General features: G+C 59.5%; 24 protein-coding genes. 13 read left to right on the top strand and 11 right to left on the bottom strand.

Annotation, left to right across the window (positions count from 1 at the left end):
- Positions 1-173 precede the first annotated feature (173 nt).
- Positions 174-1,151, bottom strand: coding sequence for an NADPH:quinone reductase (locus KGB21_RS20675; protein WP_223506556.1), 978 nt, complete (start codon positions 1,149-1,151; stop codon positions 174-176).
- Positions 1,152-1,315: 164 nt separating this feature from the next.
- Here KGB21_RS20675 and hemF point away from each other — a divergent pair, with 164 nt between their 5' ends.
- Both hemF and aroE read left to right on the top strand, forming a co-directional pair.
- The gene (gene hemF / locus KGB21_RS20670; RefSeq protein ID WP_034149506.1) at positions 1,316-2,230 is read left to right on the top strand and encodes an oxygen-dependent coproporphyrinogen oxidase; all 915 of its coding nucleotides are present in this window, start codon (positions 1,316-1,318) and stop codon (positions 2,228-2,230) included.
- A 65-nt stretch (positions 2,231-2,295) separates the two neighbouring features.
- Positions 2,296-3,117 carry a shikimate dehydrogenase gene (gene aroE, locus KGB21_RS20665; protein WP_034149423.1) on the top strand — a complete coding sequence of 274 codons (822 nt, stop codon included), beginning with the start codon at positions 2,296-2,298 and terminating at the stop codon, positions 3,115-3,117.
- A 128-nt stretch (positions 3,118-3,245) separates the two neighbouring features.
- Here the strand turns inward: aroE and KGB21_RS20660 are convergent, their stop codons facing one another.
- The 3 genes from KGB21_RS20660 to betC form a co-directional block, all read right to left on the bottom strand.
- Entirely contained in the window at positions 3,246-4,814 is a 1,569-nt protein-coding gene (locus KGB21_RS20660) for a SulP family inorganic anion transporter (protein ID WP_223506555.1), read from the bottom strand.
- A gap of 267 nt (positions 4,815-5,081) precedes the next feature.
- Positions 5,082-6,002, bottom strand: a complete 921-nt coding sequence (gene choX / locus KGB21_RS20655) for a choline ABC transporter substrate-binding protein (protein ID WP_223506554.1) — start codon at positions 6,000-6,002, stop codon at positions 5,082-5,084.
- A 16-nt stretch (positions 6,003-6,018) separates the two neighbouring features.
- The gene (betC, locus tag KGB21_RS20650) at positions 6,019-7,533 is read right to left on the bottom strand and encodes a choline-sulfatase (RefSeq protein WP_223506553.1); all 1,515 of its coding nucleotides are present in this window, start codon (positions 7,531-7,533) and stop codon (positions 6,019-6,021) included.
- Positions 7,534-7,647: 114 nt separating this feature from the next.
- On the opposite strand from betC, the gene KGB21_RS20645 reads away from it, so the two are divergent.
- On the top strand, positions 7,648-8,598 hold the full coding sequence (locus tag KGB21_RS20645; RefSeq protein ID WP_223506552.1) for a choline sulfate utilization transcriptional regulator: 951 nt from the start codon (positions 7,648-7,650) through the stop codon (positions 8,596-8,598).
- Between the two features lie 70 nt (positions 8,599-8,668).
- Here the strand turns inward: KGB21_RS20645 and KGB21_RS20640 are convergent, their stop codons facing one another.
- Positions 8,669-9,328 carry an NAD(P)-dependent oxidoreductase gene (locus KGB21_RS20640; RefSeq protein WP_034149428.1) on the bottom strand — a complete coding sequence of 220 codons (660 nt, stop codon included), beginning with the start codon at positions 9,326-9,328 and terminating at the stop codon, positions 8,669-8,671.
- A gap of 85 nt (positions 9,329-9,413) precedes the next feature.
- On the opposite strand from KGB21_RS20640, the gene KGB21_RS20635 reads away from it, so the two are divergent.
- Entirely contained in the window at positions 9,414-9,740 is a 327-nt protein-coding gene (locus KGB21_RS20635) for a DOPA 4,5-dioxygenase family protein (RefSeq protein WP_223506551.1), read from the top strand.
- Here the strand turns inward: KGB21_RS20635 and KGB21_RS20630 are convergent, their stop codons facing one another.
- Positions 9,741-10,142 (bottom strand): GFA family protein, encoded by a 402-nt coding sequence (locus KGB21_RS20630; protein ID WP_223506550.1) that lies wholly within the window; start codon positions 10,140-10,142, stop codon positions 9,741-9,743.
- Positions 10,143-10,597: 455 nt separating this feature from the next.
- Between KGB21_RS20630 and KGB21_RS20625 the strand changes: the two genes are divergently transcribed.
- From KGB21_RS20625 to KGB21_RS20585, 9 genes are all read left to right on the top strand, one after another.
- Positions 10,598-11,905 carry a CitMHS family transporter gene (locus KGB21_RS20625; protein ID WP_223506549.1) on the top strand — a complete coding sequence of 436 codons (1,308 nt, stop codon included), beginning with the start codon at positions 10,598-10,600 and terminating at the stop codon, positions 11,903-11,905.
- Positions 11,906-11,990: 85 nt separating this feature from the next.
- The gene (locus tag KGB21_RS20620; protein ID WP_223506548.1) at positions 11,991-12,758 is read left to right on the top strand and encodes a TerC family protein; all 768 of its coding nucleotides are present in this window, start codon (positions 11,991-11,993) and stop codon (positions 12,756-12,758) included.
- Positions 12,759-13,046: 288 nt separating this feature from the next.
- Positions 13,047-14,705 (top strand): Na/Pi cotransporter family protein, encoded by a 1,659-nt coding sequence (locus tag KGB21_RS20615; RefSeq protein ID WP_223506547.1) that lies wholly within the window; start codon positions 13,047-13,049, stop codon positions 14,703-14,705.
- Between the two features lie 190 nt (positions 14,706-14,895).
- Positions 14,896-16,272, top strand: coding sequence for a M16 family metallopeptidase (locus KGB21_RS20610; RefSeq protein WP_223506546.1), 1,377 nt, complete (start codon positions 14,896-14,898; stop codon positions 16,270-16,272).
- 247 nt (positions 16,273-16,519) lie between these two features.
- Positions 16,520-17,548: a DUF5924 family protein gene (locus KGB21_RS20605; RefSeq protein ID WP_034149433.1), complete on the top strand. Its 1,029-nt coding sequence runs from the start codon at positions 16,520-16,522 to the stop codon at positions 17,546-17,548.
- 54 nt (positions 17,549-17,602) lie between these two features.
- Complete coding sequence (locus KGB21_RS20600) at positions 17,603-18,751, top strand: ABC transporter permease (protein WP_034149434.1); 1,149 nt, start codon at positions 17,603-17,605, stop codon at positions 18,749-18,751.
- A complete protein-coding gene (locus KGB21_RS20595) occupies positions 18,748-19,551 on the top strand; it encodes an ABC transporter ATP-binding protein (protein ID WP_034149435.1) in 804 nt (267 codons plus the stop codon). The genes KGB21_RS20600 and KGB21_RS20595 overlap by 4 nt, the downstream gene beginning before the upstream one ends.
- 1 nt (position 19,552) lies before the next feature.
- Positions 19,553-20,491: an MlaD family protein gene (locus tag KGB21_RS20590; protein ID WP_223506545.1), complete on the top strand. Its 939-nt coding sequence runs from the start codon at positions 19,553-19,555 to the stop codon at positions 20,489-20,491.
- Entirely contained in the window at positions 20,488-21,114 is a 627-nt protein-coding gene (locus tag KGB21_RS20585) for an ABC-type transport auxiliary lipoprotein family protein (protein WP_034149437.1), read from the top strand. Before KGB21_RS20590 ends, KGB21_RS20585 begins: the two co-directional genes overlap by 4 nt.
- Before the next feature lie 91 nt (positions 21,115-21,205).
- Here KGB21_RS20585 and KGB21_RS20580 read toward each other — a convergent pair whose 3' ends face one another.
- From KGB21_RS20580 to KGB21_RS20560, 5 genes are all read right to left on the bottom strand, one after another.
- On the bottom strand, positions 21,206-22,435 hold the full coding sequence (locus KGB21_RS20580; protein WP_034149438.1) for a nucleoside recognition domain-containing protein: 1,230 nt from the start codon (positions 22,433-22,435) through the stop codon (positions 21,206-21,208).
- Positions 22,436-22,624: 189 nt separating this feature from the next.
- A complete protein-coding gene (gltP, locus tag KGB21_RS20575; protein ID WP_034149439.1) occupies positions 22,625-23,956 on the bottom strand; it encodes a glutamate/aspartate:proton symporter GltP in 1,332 nt (443 codons plus the stop codon).
- A gap of 688 nt (positions 23,957-24,644) precedes the next feature.
- Positions 24,645-25,109 (bottom strand): inhibitor of vertebrate lysozyme family protein, encoded by a 465-nt coding sequence (locus tag KGB21_RS20570; protein ID WP_223506544.1) that lies wholly within the window; start codon positions 25,107-25,109, stop codon positions 24,645-24,647.
- Positions 25,110-25,111: 2 nt separating this feature from the next.
- Entirely contained in the window at positions 25,112-25,276 is a 165-nt protein-coding gene (locus tag KGB21_RS20565) for a DUF1328 domain-containing protein (RefSeq protein WP_003170804.1), read from the bottom strand.
- Positions 25,277-25,348: 72 nt separating this feature from the next.
- On the bottom strand, positions 25,349-25,639 hold the full coding sequence (locus tag KGB21_RS20560; RefSeq protein WP_223506543.1) for a hypothetical protein: 291 nt from the start codon (positions 25,637-25,639) through the stop codon (positions 25,349-25,351).
- Between the last annotated feature and the right edge of the window lie 426 nt (positions 25,640-26,065).

Genomic DNA, 26,065 nt, shown 5'->3' with positions numbered 1-26,065 from the left:
ATCCGGGATCTGGCGACGGGGCATGTTGTGCGCCCGGATTGAGACCTGGTCGTCCCCATCGCTGGCTTGCCAGCTCCCACAGGTTTCGGCGGTGAATACAAATATTGTGAACACCAGAAATCACTGTGGGAGCTGGCTTGCCAGCGATGAGGCCCCGGAAAACGCTGAAAATCCTAAGGCAACAAAATGACCGAGCCTGTCGTACGCCGCGCCGACAACTCGGTCTGAGCCTTCGCCGCTTCAGCCAATGGATAACGCTGGCTGATGTCCACAGTCAGCTTGCCGCTGATGATCATTTCAAATAGCTCGTCCGCCATCCGTTGCAGATTCTCAGCGTTGTTGGCATAGGTCCCCAGTGTCGGCCGGGTGACGTACAACGAACCTTTCCCCGCCAGAATCCCCAAATTCACCCCGTCCACCGCACCCGACGCATTGCCGAAACTCACCACCAACCCACGCGGTGCCGCGCTATCGAGTGAGGTCAACCAAGTGTCCTTGCCGACGCCGTCGTACACCACCGGGACTTTTTTGCCGTCAGTCAATTCCAGTACACGTTGTGCGACGTTTTCATGGCTGTAGTCGATGGTCGCCCATGCGCCGTTGGCCTTGGCCAGCGCGGCTTTCTCCGCTGAACTCACCGTACCGATCAGCTTGACGCCCAGGGCCTTGGCCCATTGGCAAGCGAGGGAACCGACGCCACCGGCCGCAGCGTGGAACAGGATGGTTTCGCCACCCTTGAGTTCATAGGTCTGACGCAGCAAGTACTGCACGGTGAGACCCTTGAGCATCACGCCAGCGGCCGTTTCGAAGCTGATGGCGTCCGGCAGATGCACCAGGTTAGCCTCGGGCAACACGTGAACGTCGCTGTAGGCACCCAACGGACCGCTGCCATAAGCTACGCGATCACCAACTTTGAACCGCGTGACTTCGCTGCCGACCGCCTCGACCACGCCTGCTCCTTCCGATCCCACGCCCGATGGCAGGGACGGTGGCGGATAAAGACCGCTTCGGTAGTACGTGTCGATGAAGTTCAGGCCGATCGCCTTGTTGCTCACGCGCACCTGCTGCGGGCCGGGCTCGGCGGGTTGGTAATCCACATACTCGAGTACTTCGGGGCCGCCATGGGCGCGGAACTGAATACGCTTTGCCATCTGCCTTCTCCTTGATTCGTCGATACGAAGCGCCCTATCGAACTCCTAACCTTGACCTTCGTCAACTGCGACGAGTGCATCGGCGGTGGTATGCTACGCGCCCATTTGCGCAGGCTGAGCTCCGATGGAGCGCCGCGTTGTTTTGCCCGATTCAAGGTGATGACATGACGACCCGCACCGAGGCCGTAAAAGCCTATCTGCTCGACCTGCAAGACCGCATTTGTGCTGCCCTGGAAGCCGAAGACGGTGGTACGCGCTTCGTCGAAGACGCCTGGACCCGGCCTGCCGGCGGTGGCGGCCGTACGCGGGTGATTGAAAACGGCACGGTCATCGAAAAGGGCGGCGTCAACTTTTCCCACGTCTTCGGCAGCGGTCTGCCACCGTCCGCCAGCGCCCATCGGCCGGAACTGGCCGGGCGCGGCTTCGAAGCCCTCGGCGTGTCGCTGGTGATCCACCCGCACAACCCGCACGTACCGACCTCCCACGCCAACGTGCGTTTTTTCATCGCCGAGAAAGAAGGTGAAGAACCGGTCTGGTGGTTCGGCGGCGGTTTCGACCTGACCCCTTATTACGGCAATGAAGAAGACTGCGTGCACTGGCACCGCGTCGCCGAGCAGGCCTGCGCGCCGTTTGGCCCGGACGTCTACTCGCGGTACAAGGCTTGGTGCGACAGCTATTTCCACATCAAGCATCGCCACGAGCCACGGGGCATCGGCGGCCTGTTTTTCGATGATCTGAACGAGTGGGACTTCGACACCAGTTTCGCCTTCATGCGCGCCATCGGCGACGCGTACATCGAGGCGTATCTGCCGATCGTGCAGCGGCGCAAGAACGATGCGTTCACTGCCAAGCAGCGCGAGTTTCAGGAATTCCGCCGTGGGCGTTACGTCGAGTTCAACCTGGTTTACGACCGTGGCACCTTGTTCGGCCTGCAATCGGGCGGGCGTACCGAGTCGATTCTGATGTCACTGCCGCCACAAGTGCGCTGGGGTTACGACTGGAAAGCCGAGCCTGGCAGCGAAGAAGCACGCCTGACCGAGTATTTCCTGCAAGACCGCGATTGGTTGGCCAAGGGTTGAGAATTGTTTTGCCGGGGATGGCGCCAATATCGCGGCCTCCGGCAGCTCCTACAGGTGAGGTTTAGATGGACCGTTACGTCGTATTCGGTAACCCGATTGGCCACAGCAAATCGCCGTTGATTCATCGCCTGTTTGCCGAGCAGACCGCGCAGAAACTCGACTACAGCACTTCACTGGCACCTCTTGACGACTTTTCCGGCTGCGCCCGGGCATTTTTCCTCGAAGGTCGCGGGGCGAATGTGACAGTGCCGTTCAAGGAAGAGGCCTATCGCCTGGCCGACACCCTGACTGCAAGGGCGCAACGGGCTGGCGCGGTGAACACCCTGAGCAAGCTCGAAGACGGCACGTTGTTGGGTGATAACACCGACGGTGCCGGTCTGGTGCGGGACCTGACGGTTAACGCCGGTTTCAGCCTCAAGGGCAAACGCATACTGCTGCTCGGTGCTGGCGGCGCGGTGCGCGGTGCGCTCGAACCGTTGCTGGCCGAGCAACCGGCGTCGGTGGTCATCGCCAACCGCACGGTGGACAAGGCCGAGTTGCTGGCGGAATTGTTCTGCGATCTGGGACCGGTATCGGCCAGCGGTTACGACTGGTTGCAGGAGTCGGTGGACCTGATCATCAATGCGACGTCCGCCAGTTTGTCGGGCGATGTGCCGCCGATTGCCACCAGCCTGATCGAACCGGGCAAAACGGTGTGCTACGACATGATGTACGGCAAGGAGCCGACTTCATTCTGCCGCTGGGCCAGCGAGAATGGTGCAGCAGTGGCGATGGACGGCTTGGGAATGCTTGCCGAACAAGCGGCAGAGGCGTTTTTCCTGTGGCGCGGTGTGCGCCCGGATACGGCACCGGTACTGGCCGAACTGCGTCGGCAGTTGGCGCTGTAGGCTTTTTTGTGGCGAGGGAGCTTGCTCCCGCTCGGGTGCGCAGCGCCCGCAGATTTTTAGGGCTGCTGCGCAGCCCAGCGGGAGCGAGCTCGCCACAGGGTTAGGCATATATCCCGCAGTGTGGTGTTTCAGTCCTCAAACCGAATCGGGCATTTCTCCGCCCCTTCGAGCTTGCGCAATTCCTCTACCACCTGCGGCCTCGCCCGGCGCAGGGTCAAACTGCGATTCTGGCGCAACAACCGCCGCGCTTCCTGATGCAGCATTTCAACCCCTGAATAGTCGATGAAGTTGATCTGCTGCGCCTCGATCACCACCCGCGCACCGTGCATCCGTTGCAGGCGCACTTGCAGGTAATGGCTGGCGCCGAAAAAGATCGACCCGCCGACCCGCAGGATGTCGTCATCGCCGTCGCGCACATGCTGAACCCGCGGTTGCGAGGTGCGCTTGAGGTAGAAGAACAGCGAGGCCAGCACGCCGGCGTAGATAGCGGTCTGCAACTCCAGCAGCAGCGTGGCTACACACGTCAGGGCCATGACCAGGAATTCGGCGCGGCTGACCCGCAGCAACGCGCGAATTGCGCGATGATCCACCAAGCCCCAGGCGATCAACAAAATGCTGCCAGCCATGGCCGGGATCGGAATGTGTGCGATCAACTGCGCACCGAAAATCGCAAACAGCGCCACCCACAACGCCGAAAAAATCCCCGCCAATGGCGAGCAGGCGCCCGCGTCGTAACTCAGGCCCGAACGGGTGAAGGACCCGGCTGACAGCGACCCGGAAAAAAACGCACCGACAATGTTGGACAAGCCCTGGGCGCGGACTTCCTGATTGGCATCGAGCAACTGTTGTGACCGCGCCGACAAGGAACGGGCAATCGACAGGCTGGTCACCAGCCCGAGCATGCCGACCGCCACGGCGCTGGGCAGCAGGCGCAGGATCGTGTCCAGCTCCAGCGGCAGCGGGCTGAAAGGCGGCAACTTGCCGGCAAATGCGCTGACCAATTGCACATGCCCGAACATCGACGGCCAGAACCAGACCAGCAATGCGCCCAGCACCAAAGTCATCAACAGCGTGGGCCAACGGGGCAACATCAGCTTCAGGATCACGCCGACCACGACGGTGGCGAGGCCCAATATCAGTGAAGGTTTGTCCACCTCGCCAAGGTGTTGGAACAGGGTAATGAAGCTGTCCAGCGCGGTGGCCTGGCTGGGCAAATCCAGACCCAGCAGGTTCGGCAGTTGGCCGATGGCAATCACCACCGCCGCACCGAGGGTGAAGCCGAGCACCACTGAATGAGAAACGAAATTCACCAGCGCGCCAAAGCGCAGCAGACCCAGCAGCCACTGGAAAATCCCGGCCAGCAACGTCAGCAGCAGGATCAAGGTGACGTAGTCCTGTGTCGCCGGAACGGCCAGAGGACTGACGCTGGCGTACAGGACAATCGAAATCGCGGCTGTAGGACCGCAGATCAAATGCCACGACGAGCCCCACAGACAAGCGATCAACACCGGAATGATCGCCGCGTATAAGCCGTACTCGGGTGGCAGACCGGCAATCAGCGCGTAGGCAATGGATTGCGGCAACGCGAGAATCGCGCCACTGAGGCCGACGATCAGGTCCCGCCCGACACTGGCGCGGGTTTGCCGGGGTAACCATGTAAGGAACGGGAAGAGTGAATGGCGGCTGGGAAAGGCCATGGGTCCTCTCGGGTAGGATTTTGGCGCAAGGGTAGCAGGACGAAGCCAGCATTGTGTCCAGGGAGCTTCCTGTAATGAGCGAGCCTGGTGTGTTGAGGAGGCTTTGTGTGGCGAGGGAGCTTGCTCCCGCTGGAGTGCGTAGCACTCCCAATCCGTTCAACGCGGTTTGTCAGCCTTACCGAGTTATCCGGATTTACGTCTGCTACGCAGTCGAGTGGGAGCAAGCTCCCTCGCCACAGGTAATCATTACAGTCCGCCAAATAATCGTTACAACTTGGCTTTTACTGCTGGCAACGCATCCTTGCCATCCACGGTCTTCACGCCGTCCAGCCATTTATCCAGCACCGCCGGGTTGGCCTTGATCCACGCCTTGGCCGCATCGGCATTGCTGACTTTCTTGTTCACCACCTCGGACATGATGCTGTTCTCCATGTCCTGGGTGAAGCTCAGGTTGGTCAGCAGCTTGCCAACGTTCGGGCAGGCCTGTGCATAACCTTTGCGGGTCAGGGTGTAAACGCTGCCGGTGTCGCCGAAGTATTTCTCGCCGCCCTTCAGATAATGCATTTTCAGCTGTACGTTCATTGGGTGCGGGGTCCAGCCGAGGAAGGTGACGAATTTCTGCTTTTTCACCGCGCGGGACACTTCCGCCAGCATCGCCTGCTCGCTGGATTCCACCAGTTTCCACTGCCCCATGTCGAAATCGTTTTTCTTGATGATCTCTTGCAGCGAGATGTTCGCCGGTGCACCGGAGCCGATGCCGTAGATCTTGTGGTCGAACTTGTCGGCGAACTTGTTCAGGTCGGCAAAGTTATGCACACCCGCGTCCCACACGTAGTCCGGAACCGCAAGGGTGAACTCGGTGCCATCGAGGTTCTTCGCCAGTTGCGTAACGTCGCCCGTGGCCACGAATTTGTCATAGAAACCCTGTTGCGCCGGCATCCAGTTACCCAGGAACACATCGACCTGGCCATCCTTCAACCCGCCAAAGGTGATCGGCACCGCGAGGGTGTCGACCTTGGCCTTGTAGCCCATGCCGTCCAGCAGAAACCCGGTGATCGCATTGGTCGCGGCGATGTCGCTCCAGCCCGGCTCGGCCATTTTCACCGTTTCGCAGTTCTGATCGGCATACGCCGACGTGCTGCCCAGAGCCAATAGCCCGACCGTCAGTACTGTGGATAACCTTTGCATGAACTTCCCCTTAACATTATTGGTTTTGGCAGGGTTGTGGATAACGTGCTTTACGCTCCAAGTCATCGAGGTCGATGTGGTTGCGCATGTATTGCTGACTGGCGTCCACCAGCGGCTGGTGATCCCAGCTCTTCAGCTTGCCGATGGTCAGGGCATCGGCGACGAAGCGCCGGCGCCGCTGGCTCGCGAGCACCTGTTGGTGGATTGCCGGAATGTCCCATTTGGCCCGCGCCTCGGCTAGAAAATCGTCGAATAGCCGACGATGTTGCGGCGACTGGCTGAGTTCTTCCAGTTCGCGCGGGTCATTTTGTACATCGAAGAGTAGGCAAGGGTCGTCTTCGCTGTAGATGAATTTGTAAGCGCCACGGCGAATCATCATCAACGGGCTGATAGTGCCTTCAGCCATATATTCGCCGAACACTTCGTCGTGGCCGCCCTGCCCTTGCAGATGCGGCACCAGCGAACGGCCGTCGAGTGGCAGGCCCGGCTCAAGGGAGCCGCCCGCCAGTTCCACAAAGGTCGGCAACAGGTCCGCGGTGGAGACCGAAGCGCTGACCCGGCCGGCGCCAAATTGTCCTGGCGCACTTATCAACAAGGGCACGCGTGCTGCCATCTCATACCAATGCATTTTGTACCAGAGCCCACGTTCGCCGAGCATGTCGCCGTGGTCGCCGGAGAATACGATGATGGTGTCATCGATCAGCCCGGTATCTTCAAGTGTTTGCAGAAGTTTGCCGACGTTGCTATCGATATAGCTGCAAGCTCCGAAATAAGCGCGGCGCGCATCACGAATCTTATCCACAGGCAGCGGTTTATCCCAAAGGTCATAAACCTTGAGCAGGCGCTGGGAATGCGGATCCAGTTCGTGCTGGTTTGGCGTTGTAGGCAAAGGGATATCGGCATCGTCGTACATGTCCCAGAAAGCCTTGGGAATGGTGTACGGGTCGTGTGGGTGAGTCATCGAAACGGTCAGGCAGAACGGCTGGTCGCCATCCTCGCGAATGTGATCGAACAGGTATTGCTGGGCCTTGAACACCACCTCTTCGTCGAAATCCAGTTGATTGGTGCGCACGCACGATCCGGCTTGCAGCACCGAGGACATGTTGTGGTACCAGGTCGGGCGCACGTCCGGCTCATCCCAGTTCACCGCCCAGCCATAGTCGGCGGGGTAGATGTCGCTAGTCAGGCGTTCTTCATAACCGTGCAACTGGTCTGGGCCGCAGAAGTGCATTTTGCCCGAGAGCGCGGTGCGGTAACCGAGGCGTCGCAGGTAATGGGCATAAGTCGGCACGTCGGCCGGGAAATCGGCTGCGTTGTCGTAGGCGCCGATCTTGCTCGGCAACTGGCCGCTGACCAGGGTAAAGCGCGACGGCGCGCACAGTGGACTGTTGCAATAAGCGGCGTCGAACACCACGCCTTCGGCGGCGAGGCGACTGAGATTCGGGAGTTTGATCGGCGAAGAACCGTAGAACGGCAACATTGGCGCGGCCATCTGATCGGCCATGATGAAAAGAATATTCTTGCGCTTCATGTGATCGCGGCATTCCATAGTGAATATTTATGCGAGAGTGCTGCGATTGAGCATGGATTTCGCACAGTTTGCGGTAAAGCCCATGCGCGGCAATGACTAGGATAAGCACAGCTTATGTATGACGCCCTCGGTGACCTGTCCCTGGATTTGCTTCGCACCTTTGAAGCAGCCGCCCGGCAACGCAGCTTCACTGCGGCGGCCGTAGAGCTGGGTACGACACAACCGGCCATCAGCCAGCAGATCAAACGGCTGGAAGAACAGTTGGCAACGAGGTTGTTCGACCGAATCTATCGCGGCATCGAATTGACCGAGGCCGGAATGATTCTTTTCGAGCAGGTTCAGCTCGGTTTGCAGAACATCGATGCTGGTTTGAGCGCAATCAGTGCACAGCAACAGCATGAAGTGCTGCAAGTCGCTACCGACTTCGCCTTCGCCGCCTATTGGCTGATGCCGCGCCTGCATCGCTTTCATGCGGCCAATCCGCAAGTGGATGTCAGCCTGGTCACCAGCGAACGCAGCCACAACATGCTGCGGACCGATATCGACGTGGCCGTATTGTTCGGTGATGGCCGCTTCAAGCAGGGGGAAAGTCATTGGTTGTTCAGCGAAGAAGTGTTCCCGGTTTGCAGCCCACAGTTATTGAGCGAGCGTCCCCTGCCCTTGCCTGCCAAAGCTTTACTGGAGCTGCCACTGCTGCACCTGCGCGGGGAGAACAGCAGTAACTGGTTCGACTGGAGTGGCGTGTTTCGCGAGTTGGGAATCACGTCGCCCCCGGCTCCGGGCCAGTTGCGCTTCGATAATTACACCTTGTTGATTCAGGCCGCGATTGGTGGTCAGGGCGTGGCCATCGGTTGGCGGCACCTTGTGGATAACTTGCTGGCGCAAGGTTTGTTGTGTCGACCGATTGCCGAAACGGTGATTTCCCGGCTCGGTTATTACGTAGTTTTGCCCCAGCGCAAACGGCGTGGCGCGTTGATTCAGCAATTTGTTGATTGGTTGATGGCGGAGCAGGCCAGCAGTGCGCAATCGGTGACGGGGTTGTCGTTTCCTTCGATTGCGGTTTGAAAGGTCAAAAGATCGTCCGAACGCGGCCCGAGCCTTCGGCAGCTCCTACAGGGATGCGATCTTTTACTGGTTATGAAGTCGCAACAAAATTCACATGCTCACCGACATGCAGGTTGAGATGCAGCTCATCAGCGATCCCAACCGCCGTGCGAGCCAGACGCGCGAGGGGCTCGGCGAGACCCGGCTCAAGGTTGCCGCCGATCTGACTGAAATGCTCAATGGTCAATCCCGGCACTCCACGCGGAGCGTTCACCATCGTCCAGTGCAAGGCACTGCTTTGCAGCGCTTCGCGAATTTCTTCGGCAGCGTGACGTTGCAACCCGTCCTCAATCTCTGGATCGTCCAGGACCTCGAAATCCCCCACCAGAAACAACCGTGCGATACCCGCCGCTTGCATGCCTTCAATCAACGCGTCCACCGCCAGCACCTGCTCGACCGGGCCGGGGATGATGGTTTTTTCCACGTACTCACTGTTGAATGGCAACCCTGGTGCGTCCAGCAAACAAATGACCGCCGAGCTGCCGGCTACGCTTTGCTTCACCCGCTCAGCCTCGAACAGGTCGCCGGTCTTGGTGCGCAAACCCGGACGCGGCGCCAATGCCGTCAAGTCATCGAGAATGGCGATTACTTCATGTTGGCGCCGAAGCATTTCAGCCATCAGCGCACTGCCCAGGCTACTCATGGCACCATAAAGCACCACTTTCACCACCGGCGTTTCGGCGTTTTTCATGGCTGAACTCCCTTGTTTTCATGCGTATATGTCGTGTGACATGCACGGAACGATAAGGGTTCGACTGAGTTTTAGAGGGATTCACATGCACCGGATCAAGGGCTATCACGCTCATGTCTATTTCGATGCCAGGACGATTGATCAGGCGCGGGCGCTGTGTGAGCAAGCGGCGCAGTTGTTCCCGCTGAAGATGGGCCGCGTTCATGAGCGACCGGTCGGGCCACACCCGGACTGGAGCTGCCAACTGGCCTTCGGCCCGGAGCTGATCGGCGACGTGCTGCCGTGGCTGGCGCTCAACCGCAAGGGTTTGGTGGTGTTCCTGCACCCGGATACCGGCGACGATTTGCTCGACCACAGCGAGCACGCGATCTGGATGGGCGCGGTTCGACCGTTGAACCTGTCTATTTTTTGATCAGATGGTTTCTTCGGCCTCGCCGGGCAAGTGCTCGTCCAGGTGCAGCCACGGCAAGCGGCTGTCGGTCCAGATGTGGCGCTCGGCGGGTGCCTGTTCGGGGTGATCGAGGGTGGCGATGGTGATGTCGATGCTTTCAGGGCTCAGATCTGTCACCAGCGCCAGTTGCGCCCCACAGTGACCGCAGAAATATCGTGCGCAGGTTGACGAAGAGTCGTACCGCGCCGGTGTCCCGGCCAGCCATTGAAAGGCGATTGCCGGGACGGTGATCCAGGTGGTCACGATCCCGCCGCTGACTCGCCGGCAAATCGAGCAATGGCAGTGGGCAATGTCGTGCAAGGGTCCGCTGAATTGATAGCGCAGTTGGCCGCAGTGACAGCCGCCTGTATGAAATTTGACCATGCCCATTCCTCCTGATGCGTTTGCCCCCTGTAGGAGCTGCCGAAGGCTGCGATCTTTTGACTTTGATTTTTAGAAGCAAGATCAAAAGATCGCAGCCTTCGGCAGCTCCTACAGGGATCCGTGCCGCGACGCCAATCCGATGTGCGCTAGCTTGTGCGCGAAGACCTCAACTCGCTCCGACGACCGGTCGCACATCCGGTCAATGCTTTCACCAGCGAAAGCTGGCTGAAAGCTTCCCCGATTAGGATCGCCCTCACTGCCGGCAACAGACCGGTTGGCCAATGCCAGCGTTTTATCGCTCGCACAGCCCATTTAACAACAACAATGGTGATTCTGATGTCCTCTACTACCCGCCGCTACGCTGCAACTCCGCCCGTACGCCTCGTGCTTCCCGTTCTGCGCTGATCCCGCCCGATCCGCCCATTCCCTAGCCGCGCTACGCCTGGAGTATTCCCATGCTGACTTTCCTTGGCTTCGCCATGGTCATCACGTTCATGTTCCTGATCATGACCAAGCGCCTGTCCGCGCTGATCGCCCTGATCATCATTCCAATCGTCTTCGCCCTGTTCGGCGGTTTCGGCCCGAAAATCGGCCCGATGATGCTCGAAGGCATCACCAAGCTTGCGCCGACCGGCGTGATGCTGATGTTCGCCATTCTGTACTTTGCCCTGATGATTGACTCCGGCCTGTTCGACCCGGCTGTGCGCAAGATCCTCAAAATGGTCAAGGGCGACCCGCTGAAAGTCTCGGTCGGCACCGCCGTACTGGCGCTTGTCGTTTCCCTCGATGGTGACGGCGCCACCACTTACATGATCTGCGTGGCCGCCATGCTGCCGCTCTACAGCCGCATCGGCATGAGCCCGCGGATCATGGCCGGCCTGATCATCCTCGCCGGTGGCGTGATGAACATGACCCCATGGGGTGGCCCGACCGCCCGTGCCGCCAGTGCGCTGCATGTGGACCCGTCGCACATTTTCGTGCCGATGATTCCGGCGATGGCGGCCGGTGTCGTGGCAATCCTGGCCATCGCTTACTTCTACGGCAAACGTGAACGTGCGCGCCTCGGTGAACTGCACCTGGTGGGCGACGAGATCGATCACAGTGAAATCAGCGTGTCGCAGTTCCCGGACGCTCGTCGTCCGAAACTGATCTGGTTCAACGGCGCCCTGACCCTGGGCCTGATGTGCACCCTGATCGCCGGCCTGCTGCCGCTGCCGGTGCTGTTCATGGTGGCGTTCAGTATTGCGATGATCGTCAACTACCCATGCCTGCAACAGCAGAAAGATCGCGTCGCGGCCCACGCCGGTAGCGTGCTGGCGGTTGTCGGACTAATCTTTGCCGCGGGCATCTTCACCGGTATCCTGTCGGGCACCGGGATGGTCGATGCCATGTCGAAAAGCCTGTTGTCAGTGATCCCGGATTTCCTCGGTCCGTACCTGGCCGTGATCACGGCGTTGGTGAGCATGCCGTTCACCTTCTTCATGTCCAACGATGCATTTTATTACGGCGTGTTACCGGTACTTGCCGAAGCCGCCAGCCACTACGGTATAACCGCGGTGGAAATGGCACGTGCCTCGATCGTCGGTCAGCCCGTCCACTTGTTGAGCCCGCTGGTACCCTCGACTTACCTGTTGGTGGCCCTGGCCGGTATTGATTTTGGTGATCACCAGCGCTTCACCCTGAAATGGGCAGTGCTGGTTTGCATGTGCATACTGATTGCTGCATTGCTGATGGGGATTTTTCCGCTGTTCAGCACTCTATAAGCCCAAGACTCGCCACTTCGGGTCCCGGCTTCGCGGTTTGAAGCCCGGACCCGTTGTGGTTTAACACTCGCTCAAAGGAATACACATGGAATGGCTGACCAACCCTGAAATCTGGGTTGCCTTCTTTACCCTGACCGCCCTGGAAATCGTCCTGGGTATCGATAACATCATCATGATTTCGATCCTGGTCAGCCGCATGCCCAAGCACATGCAACAGCGCACCCGGATTTTCGGCCTGGCGCTGGCCATGGTCACGCGGATTCTGTTGCTGCTGTCGATCACTTGGGTCATGCGCCTCACCGCCGACCTGTTCGTGGTGTTCGGCCAAGGCATTTCCGGGCGAGACCTGATTCTGTTCTTCGGTGGCCTGTTCCTGTTGTGGAAGAGCTCGCAAGAGATGTACCACGCGCTGGAAGGTGAAGACGAAACCGACGACGAGCCAAACCTCAAGGGCGGCAACTTCCTCTACACCATCATCCAGATCGCGATCATCGACATCGTGTTCTCGCTGGACTCGGTGATCACCGCCGTCGGCATGGTCTCCCACGTACCGGTCATGGTCGCGGCGATCGTTGTTGCGGTACTGGTGATGATGCTGGCCTCGGGCACGATCAGCGCGTTCATCGACAAGCATCCTTCGCTGAAGATGCTGGCGCTGTCGTTCCTGTTGATCGTCGGTATGGTGCTGATTGCCGAATCCCTGGACGTGCATGTGCCAAAAGGCTACGTCTACTTCGCCATGGCGTTCTCGCTGGCGGTGGAAGCGATCAACATCAAGATGCGCACCGCGATGGCGAGAAAGAAGAAGCAGCAGGATCCGGTGAAACTGCGCAAGGATATTCCGGGGCAGTAACCCTGTAGTACGCAATACCCTGTGGGAGCGAGCCTGCTCGCGATAGCGGTCCATCATTCAACATCAATGTTGACTGTGTGGGCCTCATCGCGAGCAAGCTCGCTCCCACAGTTGTTTCAGGTGGCTGGAAGACCTGGTTTTCATGACAGTTTTGTTTCAATCACTTCTTTAGCTATGCGATGCTGGCGCCCAGACCGTTAGCCAACTACAGCTTAAGTACAGAACGTAGATCGTCGCGCGGCACCGTTAACTTGCTCCTTTGGGGCGCTACCACCACAGGGGGCCAGTATGCTCACCCTGCTCAATCTGCTCTCAGCCGTAGCCTTGCTGATCTGGGGCACGCACATCGTCCGAACCGGCATCTTGCGGGTCTACGGTTCCAACCTGCGCCACGTCATCGGCCAGAACATGTCCAAGCGCTGGCTGGCGTTTATCGCGGGGATCGTCGTGACCGCGATGGTCCAGAGCAGTAATGCCACGGCAATGCTCGTCACCTCGTTTGTCGGTCAGGGCCTGATGGCGCTGACCCCCGCCCTGGCAACCATGCTCGGGGCCGATGTCGGTACGGCGCTGATGGCGCGAGTGCTGACTTTCGACCTGTCCTGGCTGTCGCCACTGCTGATCTTTGTCGGGGTGATTTTCTTCCTGTCGCGCAAACAGACGCGACTCGGGCAAATGGGTCGCGTCAGCATCGGTCTGGGGTTGATCATTCTGGCGCTGCAACTGATCGTCGAAGCCGCTGCGCCGATCACCCACGCCCAAGGGGTGAAGGTGATTTTCGCCTCGCTGACCGGCGATATTTTGCTCGACGCCCTGGTTGGCGCTCTGTTCGCGATGATTTCCTACTCCAGCCTGGCGGCGGTCCTGCTGACCGCGACCCTGGCCGGCGCCAGCGTGATCAGCCTGCCGGTGGCCATCGGCCTGGTGATCGGCGCCAACATCGGCAGCGGCATTCTGGCGTTCCTCAGCACCAGCATGCAGAACGCCGCCGGCCGCCAGGTGGCGCTGGGCAGCCTGTTGTACAAACTGATCGGGCTGCTGCTGATCATTCCGGTGCTCGACCCGTTGGTGCACTGGATCGACAGTCTCGACTTCAGTCCACAGGAAATGGTCATCGGCTTTCACCTGCTCTACAACACCGCACGCTGCCTGATCCTGCTGCCCAGCGTCGGGCCGATGGCCAGGTTCTGCGCATGGATACTGCCGGAGCGCCCGCAAACCAATGGCATGGCCAAACCCCGGCACCTTGATCCGACGGCGTTGGTCACGCCAAGCCTGGCGCTGGCCAACGCCGCCCGGGAAACCCTGCGCATGGGCGATCTGATCGACAACATGCTGGAGGCCATGCTTGACGTGCTGCACGGCAAGCAGACCGCCGTGACGCAGGAAATGCGGCGTCTGACCGACGATGTCGAGGCGCTCTACAGCGCGATCAAGCTGTATCTGGCGCAAATGCCCCGGGAAGACCTCAGTGACCAGGACAGCCGACGCTGGGCGGAAATCATCGAACTGGCGATCAACCTCAAACTCGCCAGCGACTTGATCGAACGCATGCTGCGCAAGGTGCAGCAGCAGAAAACCTCGCAGCGCCGGTCGTTTTCCGAGGTGGGCCTGGAAGAGTTGGCCGGGTTGCACAGCCAGTTGATCTCCAACCTGCGACTGGGTTTGTCGGTGTTCCTCAGCGCCGACAGGGAAAGTGCCCGCCAATTGCTGCGTGAGAAACGTCGCTTTCGTGCACAGGAGCGCCGCCTGGCCCACGCTCATGTCAGCCGCTTGCAACGTAAGATCGTGCAAAGTATCGAGACCAGTTCTGTGCACCTGGAGCTGATCGCCGACATGAAGCGTCTGAATTCACTGTTTTGCAGCAGTGCCTACGTGGTATTGGAAACGTCCGACACCGGCGCGCTGGCTGTGGACGATTTGGCTGACATCACGCATTCGCCTTGAACGTCTGGCACGCTGGTCAGTCAGTAACTTTGATTCAGCCTCAAGGCCGTCATCGCTAGCAAGCTCGCTCCCACAGGTTTCGAGTTGATCACAATGGTTGGATCAACCTGGATTCTGTGGGATCGAGCTTGCTCGCGATGGCGGACGTAAGGACGAAACGGATCTCCGATTGGTTGCCGGGAAGCTCGTTATGCGTTGTCTGTTATTCGCCTGTTTGTTGCTTGGCTCACTTCCTTCGTTTGCCCTGGACCGCTTCCAGGTCGAGGGCTACACGCTGCGCAACGGTTTGCAATTGCTGCTCAAGCCCGGTACCGAACGCGGCCACGTGGCGATCCGGCTGGTGGTCGGGGTGGGTCTGGATGATTTCAGTTGCGCCGATAAAGAGCTGCCACACCTGCTCGAGCATTTGCTGTTCAGCGGCATCGACGCCAGCGGTGAGGGTGGCCTGGAAGAACGCATGCAGGAGCTGGGTGGCGAATGGAACGCCTTCACCAGCAACGCCGACACCACGTTCGTGATCGAAGCCCCGGCCAAAAACCAGCGCAAGGTGCTTGATTTGCTGCTGGCTCTGCTGACCCAGACCCATTTCGATGACGACTCCATTAACGCCGCCAAGCAAGTAGTCGAGCGTGAAGACGGCGGTCACTACACGCACCTGCAACGCTGGCTGGATCGCCAGGACCTGGGCAACACCGCCAGCAAACAACTGGCCGTGGAGCTGGGCCTCAAATGCCCCGAGCGCGCTGAAGTCCATCACCTGACCCGCGAACAACTGGAGACCGTGCGCAAAGACTGGTACGCGCCCAACAACATGACGCTGATCGTGGTCGGCGACCTCGACCGTTTGCTGCCGGCTTATCTGGATCGGGCGTATGGAGAACTGACCGCCATCAACCCGTCAGAGCACCCACCCCTGCCGCAAATCCAGGCCAGCGCCGCGCACGAGCGCAGCCTGATTCATGGTTTTGTCGGCGGCAGTGCCAAGCTGCATTGGCTGGTGCCGGAACCGGTACTGGACGACCAGCACGACGAAACGTTCGACCTGCTCAAGGACTACCTGGACTGGGCGCTCTATCGCCAGTTGCGTCTGGCGCATGGCTTGTCCTATGGCCCTTGGGCCGAGCGCGAGGTGTTCGGCGGCGTCGGTTTCATGAGCCTGAATGCCGACCTGGACCGCGACGATGTCGCTGAAGCGCAAAAGGTGCTGGATGAATTGAAGGCCGGGCTGCTCAAGGACGGTCTCAACGCCGAAACCTTCAACCGCCTGAAACAGGCCGCCATTGCGCGCCAGTCCTGGGCCGTGCAAGGCAATAGCGCGCTGGCCGATTACTACTGGAGCGCCCTCGGGGACTACGAGGATGGCCGTTTCGCCAACCCGGTCAAAGAACTGCAAGCGGTGACACTGGCGGAAGCGAACAAAGCCATGCGCGAACTGCTGCTGCAACCGGGGTATGTGCGGATCGAGAAGCCGCTGCTCAGTTATGACCAGTTGATGTGGGCGGTTGCTGGATTGGTGGGGGTGTTGGTTCTAGCGCTATTGGGTTGGCAGATTTACCGCAGACGATAACCAAACACTTGTGGCGAGGGAGCTTGCTCCCGCTCGGCTGCGTAGCAGTCGTAAACCTGTAGTCGAGTTGGCATTGAAGGGATGCGGGGGGTCGCTTCGCGCCCCAGCGGGAGCAAGCTCCCTCGCCACAAAAAAACACTATTCTCTGAAGGGATGTGTTTGACGCAAATGACTGGCACCCTCGCCACGCCGCCGCGCCAGCGGTAACCTGTCGAGGATTTTTCCTACGACTACTGTGAACCGCCGAATGCCGACCCTGACCCTGTTCGTCCAGCGCATCCTTGAATTGATGAAGCGCTACCCCGGGGTCATTGCGCTCGGTGGTTTTATCTCCGGGATCGGCAGTTTCATTCTGGTTGATCGCCAACAAGGCCTGGCGAGCTGGATCACCACGATCATGCTGATCAGCTGGATCTGGCTGATGCTGGAAAACAGCTTGACCAAGCTGTTCACCCGAATCTTCAAACGGGAAATTCCCCAGCCGCTGCTGCGTTACGCGACGCAGATGATCCACCAGGAAAGCCTGTTCTTCGTCCTGCCATTCTTTTTCATCACCACCACCTGGAACAGCGGCCAGTTGTTCTTCACCGGGCTGTTGGCCATCGCGGCCCTGATCTCGATCATCGACCCGCTTTACTACAAATGGCTGGCACCACGGCGTTGGGCGTTCCTCGCGTTGCATACCCTGACCCTGTTCGCCGCCCTGCTCACCGCGTTGCCGGTGATCATGCACCTGACCACCGCGCAAAGTTTCAAATGGGCGCTGGGCATTGCCGTGCTGCTGTCGTTCCCGAGCCTGGCGTCGATCTTCCCGATCCGCACCGTGCGCAACGCCGTGGCGATCCTGAGTATCACCATCGGCATTGGCGGCGTCGGCTGGGTGCTGCGCTCGTGGGTGCCACCGGCGACCCTGTGGATGACCAATGTGGCGATCAGCACGCAAATGCAGGATCGCACCCCCGGCGACAGCCTCGAAGAAGTCAGCGCCGAGCAGATTCGTGGCGGCGGACTGTACGCCTACACCGCGATCAACGCCCCGCGAGGCCTGGATGAGCGGATTTATCACGTCTGGCAGTTCAACGGCAAAGAGGTCGACCGCATCCCGCTGGATATCCACGGCGGGCGCAAGGAAGGCTACCGCGCCTGGACCCACAAGCAGAACTTCCCCGGCAACCCGGCGGGCAAATGGCAGGTCCGGGTACTGACCGAAGATGGCCAGTTGATCGGCGTGCTGCGTTTCAAGATTACCGACAGCACACCCGTCAAAGAAAAGTAAGGCAGTTCGTGCTATTACGTAGGTCTGCGTAACAGCCGAAAAAGCACGGAGCTTATGACCAGCAGCACAATGGCCGGCAATGCCCAATTGGACACCTCGCTCACCCCGCCTCAGATCCGGGTCACCGGGGACTGGACGCTCGCCCATTACGCCGACCTCAAGCTTCTAAGCGAAAAGCTCGAAGGCCAATACGACGACAGCACCCGCATCGACCTCAACGGCCTCGGCGCCCTCGACACGGCGGGCGCCTCGCTGTTGGTGGAGCTGCTGGGCTCCGAGCGTCTCGGTCGGTCCGCCGAACACCCCGATTGCACCATCTCCTCCGCCGACCGCGCACTGTTGCAAACGGTCTATCGCTCCCTGACCGATTTCTGCGTACCGATCAAGGAGCCGGAAATCAGCGTCGGCATTCTGCTGCTGACCCGCATCGGTCGTGCGGTGGATACGGTCTGGCAAGACACCCTGCAACTGCTCGGTTTTGTCGGGCTTATTCTGGAAACCATCGTCCGTGGCCTGTTCCAGCCCAAGCGCTGGCGCATCACGCCGATGGTCGCGCACATCGAACAGACCGGCCTCGACGCCGCGCCCATCGTGGCCCTGCTGACCTTTCTGGTGGGCGCGGTGGTGGCGTTTCTCGGGGCGACGGTGCTGGCCAGTTTCGGCGCTACGGTGTTCACCGTGGACCTGGTGGCATTTTCCTTCCTGCGCGAATTCGCCGTGTTGCTCACCGCGATCCTGATGGCCGGGCGCACCGCCAGTGCGTTCACCGCGCAGATCGGCTCGATGAAGGCCAACGAAGAAATCGACGCCATCCGCACTTTGGGCCTCGACCCGATGGAGTTGCTGGTGGTACCGCGCGTCCTCGCCCTGCTGGTTGCGTTGCCGATGCTGACCTTCATGGCGATGCTTTCGGGGATTATCGGTGGCGGCGTGGTTTGCGCGGTGTCGCTGGATATTTCGCCGGCGATGTTTTTGTCGCTGCTGCAATCGGACATCGGCGTTCAGCATTTTCTGGTGGGGATCGTCAAAGCGCCGATATTCGCGTTCCTGATTGCCGCGATCGGTTGCCTGGAAGGCTTCAAGGTCAGCGGCAGTGCCGAATCCGTCGGCGCGCACACAACATCGAGCGTGGTGCAGTCAATTTTCGTGGTAATCGTGCTCGATGCAGTGGCCGCGCTGTTTTTCATGGAGATGGGTTGGTGAGTCGTTTACCCCGAGCGCCCGCCGAGGCGGTGATCGAAGTCCGTGGGCTGTGCAATCGCTTTGGCAGTCAAAGCGTGCACGAAAACCTTGATCTGGATTTGTACAAAGGTGAAATCCTCGCCGTGGTCGGCGGCTCGGGCAGCGGCAAGTCGGTGTTGCTGCGCAGCATTGTCGGCTTGCGCCAGCCCAGCGACGGTGAGGTAAAGGTCTTCGGCAAAAACCTGCCTACACTGCCCGAACACGAACGCTCGCTGATCGAACGGCGCTTCGGCGTGCTGTTCCAGAAAGGCGCCCTGTTCTCTTCGCTGACCGTGACCGAGAACGTCGCCCTGCCCCTGATCGAACATGCCGGCCTGAGTCGCGACGATGCCGAGCACCTGGCGGCGGTGAAGCTGGCCCTGGCCGGATTGCCGCTGTCGGCGGCGGACAAATACCCCGCGTCCCTGTCCGGCGGCATGATCAAGCGTGCGGCGCTGGCGCGGGCCTTGGCGCTGGACCCGGACATCCTGTTTCTCGACGAACCCACCGCCGGTCTCGATCCGATTGGCGCGGCGGCGTTCGATCAACTGATCCTGACCCTGCGCGATGCCCTGGGCCTGAGCGTTTTCCTGGTCACCCACGACCTCGACACGCTCTACACCATCACCGACCGGGTGGCGGTGCTGGCGCAGAAGAAAGTGCTGGTGGCGGATGCCATTGATGTCGTCTCGGAAACCGACGACGCGTGGATTCACGAATACTTCCACGGCCCTCGCGGCCGCGCGGCGCTGAGTGCCGCTCAACAGCTCAACGAGGTCTGACATGGAAACCCGAGCCCATCATGTATTGATCGGCCTGTTCACCGTGATTGTGGTGACGGGCGCCCTGCTCTTCGGCCTGTGGCTGGCCAAGTCCAGCGTCGACACCGAGTTCAAGGACTACGAAGTCGTCTTCAATGAAGCGGTCAGCGGTCTGTCCAAGGGCAGCTCCGTGCAGTACAGCGGGATCAAGGTTGGCGACGTGGTGTTGCTGCGCCTGGACCCGAAAGACCCGCGCCGGGTGCTGGCGCGGATCCGCTTGGGCGGCGACACGCCGGTCAAGGAAGACACCCAGGCCAAACTGGCGCTGACCGGAGTGACCGGGACGTCGATCATCCAGCTCAGCGGCGGTACGCCGCAAAGTCCGCCACTCAAGGGCAAGGATGGCAAACTGCCGCTGATCGTCGCATCGCCCTCGCCCATCGCCCGTTTGCTTAACGACAGCAACGATTTGATGGCCGGTGTGAACTCGTTGATGCACAACGTCAACCTGATGTTTTCCACGGAAAACATCGAGCGCGTCAGCAAAACCCTGGAGCATCTGGAGGTCACCACCGGCACCATCGCCGATCAGCGCGACGACCTGAGTCAGGCGATGAAGCAGCTGGCGTCGGTGGGTAAGCAGGCCAGCAACATGATGGAACAAACGTCGACGTTGATGCGCAACGCCAACGGCCTGCTCAATGACCAGGGCAGACAGATGTTCGGCAGCGCCGAGCAGGCCATGAAATCGTTGGAACAAAGCAGCGCGACCATCAACAAGCTGCTCGCTGCCAATCAGGACTCGCTTAACAACGGCATGCAGGGCCTCAATGGCCTGGCGCCGGCGGTGCGCGAATTTCGCGAGACCTTGAGCTCGTTGCGCGCCATTTCCGAACGATTGGAGGCCAACCCCAGCGGTTACTTGCTGGGCAGTGACAAGAACAAGGAATTTACCCCATGAAGCTGAATCACTTCGCCCTCCTCGCCAGCTTCACGCTGCTCAGTGCCTGCTCGATCCTGCCCAAGCCCGAGCCGTTCGATGTCTATCGATTGCCCTCGGCTCAAAGCACTGCGGCAAGCAGTCATGGCACGCCGCAGCGTTGGTCGTTGCGGTTGAACAAACTCCAGGCCAGCGAAGCGTTGAACAGCCCGAACATTGCCGTCATCCCCCAGGGCGACGTGATCATCAGTTACAAGGCCTCGCGCTGGAGCGACCCGGCGCCGGTATTGATGCGTAATCGGCTGCTCGATGGATTCCAGCGTGATGGTCGAGTGACTTTGCTCAGCACCGACGACAGCAACTTCCAGGCGGACCTGGAACTGGGCGGCGGTTTGCAGGCGTTTCAGACCGAGTATCAGGGCACCAGTGCGAGTGTGGTCGTGCGTCTGGATGCACTACTGGTGCGCGGTTATGACCAGCGAATCCTCGCCAGCAAACGCTTTGAAGTGCGCCAGCCGCTGAGTGATGTGAAGGTGCCGGCGGTGGTGACGGGGTTTGGCCAGGCCAGCGATCAGTTGACGGCGCAGGTGGTGGGATGGGCGGTTGAGCAAGGTCAGAAAGTCGCGCCGCCACCCAGACCTTGAAGGTCCTGCGGACCTTATCGCTGGCAAGCCAGCTCCCACAGAGACCCCGCAATACCTGTAGGAGCTGGCTTGCCAGCGATAAATGTTGGATTCACCCGAAGAACCAATAACAAACGCCTATGGCGCCCAGCACCCCGGCCAGCTCCGCCAACAACGCACATCCCACCGCGTGCCGCGCCCGCTGAATACCGACAGCACCGAAGTACACCGCCAACACATAGAACGTGGTTTCGGTACTGCCCTGCACCGTCGCCGCGACCAATGCCGGGAAGCTGTCCACGCCGGAGGTTTTCATGGTTTCGATCAGCATCGCCCGGGCGGCGCTGCCGGAGAACGGTTTGACCATCGCGGTCGGCAGCGCATCAACGAAACGCGTGTCCCAACCGGCCCACTCCACCAAGTGCCGAATACCGTCCAGGCCGAAATCCAGCGCTCCCGACGCCCGCAACACGCCCACTGCGCAGAGCATCGCCACCAGGTACGGGAGCAGGTTCTTGGCCACATCGAAGCCTTCTTTGGCACCCTCGACGAACGCTTCGTAGACCTTCACTTTGCGCATCGCTCCGATGATCAAAAACAGCATGATCAGACCGAATAACGTCAGATTGCCGAGGATCGACGACAAACCGGCCAGCGCGGCAGCCGACATGGTCCCCAGCAACGCCATGAAGCCGCCAAGGAGCAAGGCACCGGGAATCAGATACGCCAGCACCACCGGGTCCCAGACCCGCAGGCGCTGCATAAACGCCACCGACAGAAAGCCAACGATGGTCGAGCAACTGGTGGCGAGCAGGATCGGCAGGAACACCAGCGTCGGGTCGGGCGCGCCTTGCTGGGCGCGGTACATGAAGATCGTCACCGGCAGCAGGGTCAGGGAGGAGGCGTTGAGCACCAGGAACAGGATCTGCGCGTTGCTGGCGATGGTGGCGCTGGGATTGAGCTCTTGCAGGGCCTTCATGGCCTTGAGGCCGATCGGAGTGGCGGCGTTGTCCAGGCCCAGGCCGTTGGCGGCGAAGTTCAGGGTGATCAGGCCGATGGCGGGGTGACCGGCCGGAACTTCCGGCATCAGGCGCAAAAACAGCGGGCCCAGCGCCCGGGCCAGCCATTCGACGATCCCGGCTTTCTCGGCGATCCGCAGAAAACCCAGCCAGAGGGTGAGGGTACCGAACAGCAGGACCATGACTTCGACAGACAACTTCGCCATGGCGAAAATGCTTTCCACCATCGCCGCGAAGATCCCGGCGTTGCCGCCGATCAGCCATTGCGCCAGCGCCGATACGGCGGCCACGATGAAGAAGCCAAGCCACAGGCCATTAAGCATCAGTCAAATCCCCCAAAAGATGCGCGAATGATAGCGGGGTGGCCAGAAACGACAAACCCCGGATTTCTCCGGGGTTCATATAGGCACTACACATCTGTAGGAGCCGGCTTGCTGGCGATCGCCGCACCGCGTTGTATCTGTCACACCGCGTTATCGTTCATCGCCAGCAAGCCGGCTCCTACAGCGTTATCAGTTCTTGGAAATCTCGCCAGCCGGCAGCTTTTCCTTGCTGCGCCAGTGCGGCAGGGAGTTCCAGTAGCGCTGGCCCTTGGCGTCGTCGTACATGCCTTCCCAACGTGCGATAACCAATACGGCCAGGGCGTTGCCGATCACGTTCAGTGCGGTGCGCGCCATGTCCATGATGCGGTCGACACCGGCAATGAACGCCAGGCCTTCCAGCGGAATACCGACGCTGCCCAGGGTGGCCAGCAGCACCACGAAGGACACGCCCGGCACGCCGGCGATGCCTTTGGAGGTCACCATCAGGGTCAGGACCAGCAGCAATTGCTGGCTGATCGACAGGTCGATGCCGTACAGCTGGGCAATGAAGATTGCCGCGATGCTCTGGTACAGGGTCGAACCGTCGAGGTTGAACGAGTAACCGGTCGGTACCACGAAGCTGCAAATGGCCTTCGGTGCGCCGTAGGCTTCCATCTTCTCGATCACGCGCGGCAGCACGGTTTCGGAGGAGGCGGTGGAGTAGGCCAGCACCAGCTCATCCTTGAAGATGCGCATCAGCTTGATCACCGAGAAGCCGAACAGGCGGGCGATCAGGCCCAGCACCACGAAGGCGAAGAAGGCGATGGCGACGTAAACCAGGATCACCAGTTTCGCCAGCGGCAGCAGCGAAGCGAAACCGAAGTTGGCCACAGTCACCGCGATCAGTGCGAAAACGCCGATCGGGGCGTAGTTCATGATCATGTGGGTGACTTTGAACATGCTTTCCGACACGCCCTGGAACATCTTCACCAGCGGTTCACGCAGGTCCGCTTGCAGGCTCGACAGACCGAGGCCGAACAGCACGGAGAAGAAGATGATCGGCAGCATCTCGCCGCGGGCCATGGCCGCGAAGATGTTCGATGGGATCAGGTTGAGGATGGTCTCGATGAACGCGTGTTCATGCTGAACCTCGGCGGCGGTTGCCTGGTACTTGGAAATGTCCACAGTACCCAGGGTGCTCATGTCGATGCCCGAGCCCGGGTGGAACACGTTGGCCAGCACCAGACCGACCAGAATGGCGATAGTGGTGACGATTTCGAAGTAGATGATGGTTTTCAGGCCGATGCGCCCGAGTTTTTTTGCATCGCCGACGCCAGCGATGCCGACGATCAACGACGAGATCACGATCGGGATCACAATCATCTTGATCAGACGGATAAAGATATCGCCCGCCGGTTGCAGGACGTTGCTGATCCACCAGGCTTTTTCGGCACTGAAATGGTTGAGCAGCGCACCGATTGCAATCCCCAATACCAGACCGATGAGGATCTGCCAGGCGAGGCTAAGCTTTGCCTTCTTCATATCTTTACCCTTACTTCAGTTTGACTCGAGCAGAGGCACGAACTGCATCGCTTGTGGCGATAAAGCCCAGTGCATTTGCCCCCGTATAAGGAGCCCCGGAGCGCTTGTTAGTGGCTCTCTGGCAGGCGAAAAAAGGCGCAACTATTCCGATGCAAGAGAGCGACGTCTAATGCCGTAAACGACTACCCCATGCCGAATCGGCATGAGGCTATTTTGCTAAAAGCAACGTCGCAAACGGTTCGAATATGACATTTCGGCAGGCATAAGTGCCGTGAACCGGCCATCACAGAGCAGGTTGATTGTTTTTTGATCAAGAGAATAGACGAGATATTTCGGGAAAATCCTACAACGGACGAAGAGCAGTTACGGCCGGAGAAAGTACAGATTTCTCGATATACGGTCGTGGAAAAACGCTATCGGGAGAAGGTTTGGCGGGGTAGGAACGAATCAGTGACTCGCTCTAGCTTGACGCTTTGCACGCACAAGCTCTTCGCAAGTCCGTCAAGTCATGATGACCGGCGAACTTGCGTCGCAGCTTTTTCCTGACCCGGCCCTTGCGCAGGCACTCCCTGTACCCGTAGGTCACTCCACCCCTGAAACAGGTAGAACGTCCCGACCCCTTGGTCATGCGCCTGCCTTCCTCGGGTGGCGCACTGTGAAAGAAGCGGTGCTTCTCTCGTAGTTCAATTCAGTACCAGTTTGGATCTTTTTTCAGCTGTTCCATCAGCAAATCCTGCATGCCCTGATCCGGTTTGCCGATAAAGCGATAGTTGGCGTGCCGGGTCGGCGACTTGTCGGCCGGTAACCCTGTTGGTACTTCGACCAGCATGGCGTAGGCGTCCTTTTTGTCGAAACTGACGGCGACGATCAAGCGTTCATTGAGACAACTCACTTGAGACTCGCAGAGTGGCCCCACCAGATACTTGTCGCCATCCTCTTCAACGGCATTCATTTGTTCGGCATCACCGGACAAATTCATCACCCATTCCGGCAAGCGTTCTTCTTTCTGCACAACGCCTTGCCAGGTTTCCCTGTATTGCGGGTCCGCGTTCAGTAACTCGTTGACCCGCGCCTGCCCATCATTGGCAGCGACTGCCATGGCACTACCGCCCAGTAGCAGGGCGGCTGCCATTGTCTTCAACAAACCGCTCATGCCTAACCTCGACCGCGACGGCCAAAGAAGAACGAAGCAATGAACATCACCAGGAACACGACAAAGAGAATCTTGGCGATACCCGTGGCGGTGCCCGCGATACCACCGAAGCCCAGTACGGCAGCGACAATGGCAATGATCAAGAATGTGATTGCCCAGCTCAACATGGTGATTCTCCTTACGCTTCTATTTAGAGGTGTTGCATATCCCGGCGCATCGAGCGCGCCAAGTGTGTGAATTTAGAAAACCCAGCGTTCCTGACGAGGCATCTGATCCGCAGGCTGAGCCTGGTCGACATCCATCATCCGCATGGCGGCACTGTCGGCCATGCCGCTTTTGGCGGCGCTGAAGTGGCTCTGGACAGGGCGCTCAAACGAAATACGGGGGGCTTCTTGTTGCTGTTGACTCTGCTCCCAGCGCATAAATTGCTGACCGCCAAGCAAAGTGACCAGCAGGGCAAAAACGGCAAAAAGCCCTTGCTGCAAGTGCAGTGACGAGAAATGCAATTGGGCGGCACGTTGGCGAATCATCCTGAAGCTCCTCCCACGCGGGGTAATCTGGTTGAGGGCTTGTGATTGCCCTGCGTTATTCAAGCTATTGCAGCCGTCATGCCAGATTTTTTCTAATAAAAAATCCTTTTAAATCAATATGTTACAGAGGTGCTGCGAAAGGCTTCGCACGCATCCTGCACGATGGACCCCGATGCGGTCGTGCGATCTGCACGATCGAATCATCGGTCATCGCATTATTTTTGAATTGAGAAGAGGGCGCAGGTGTCAGAGATGAACGTAAGACGTCGCCTGTTGAGAGGCTTTTTTTAAAAAGCTCACAAAATCAGGCGATTTCTAAAGGGCAGGAGATAGCTACCCTGCCATGGCGGGAATGCATCAGAATAAACCATGCAACTTGCCCGATTTTTCCGGGACTAACCAAGATCATTCATTAAGGAGCGTAGG

The organism is Pseudomonas sp. GL-RE-29, assembly GCF_019947275.1.
In the GTDB taxonomy this organism is placed as follows: Bacteria; Pseudomonadota; Gammaproteobacteria; order Pseudomonadales; family Pseudomonadaceae; genus Aquipseudomonas; species Aquipseudomonas fluorescens_A.
Note: the sequence above shows the minus strand (reverse complement) of the source record. Positions and strands in the feature narration are given on the sequence as shown.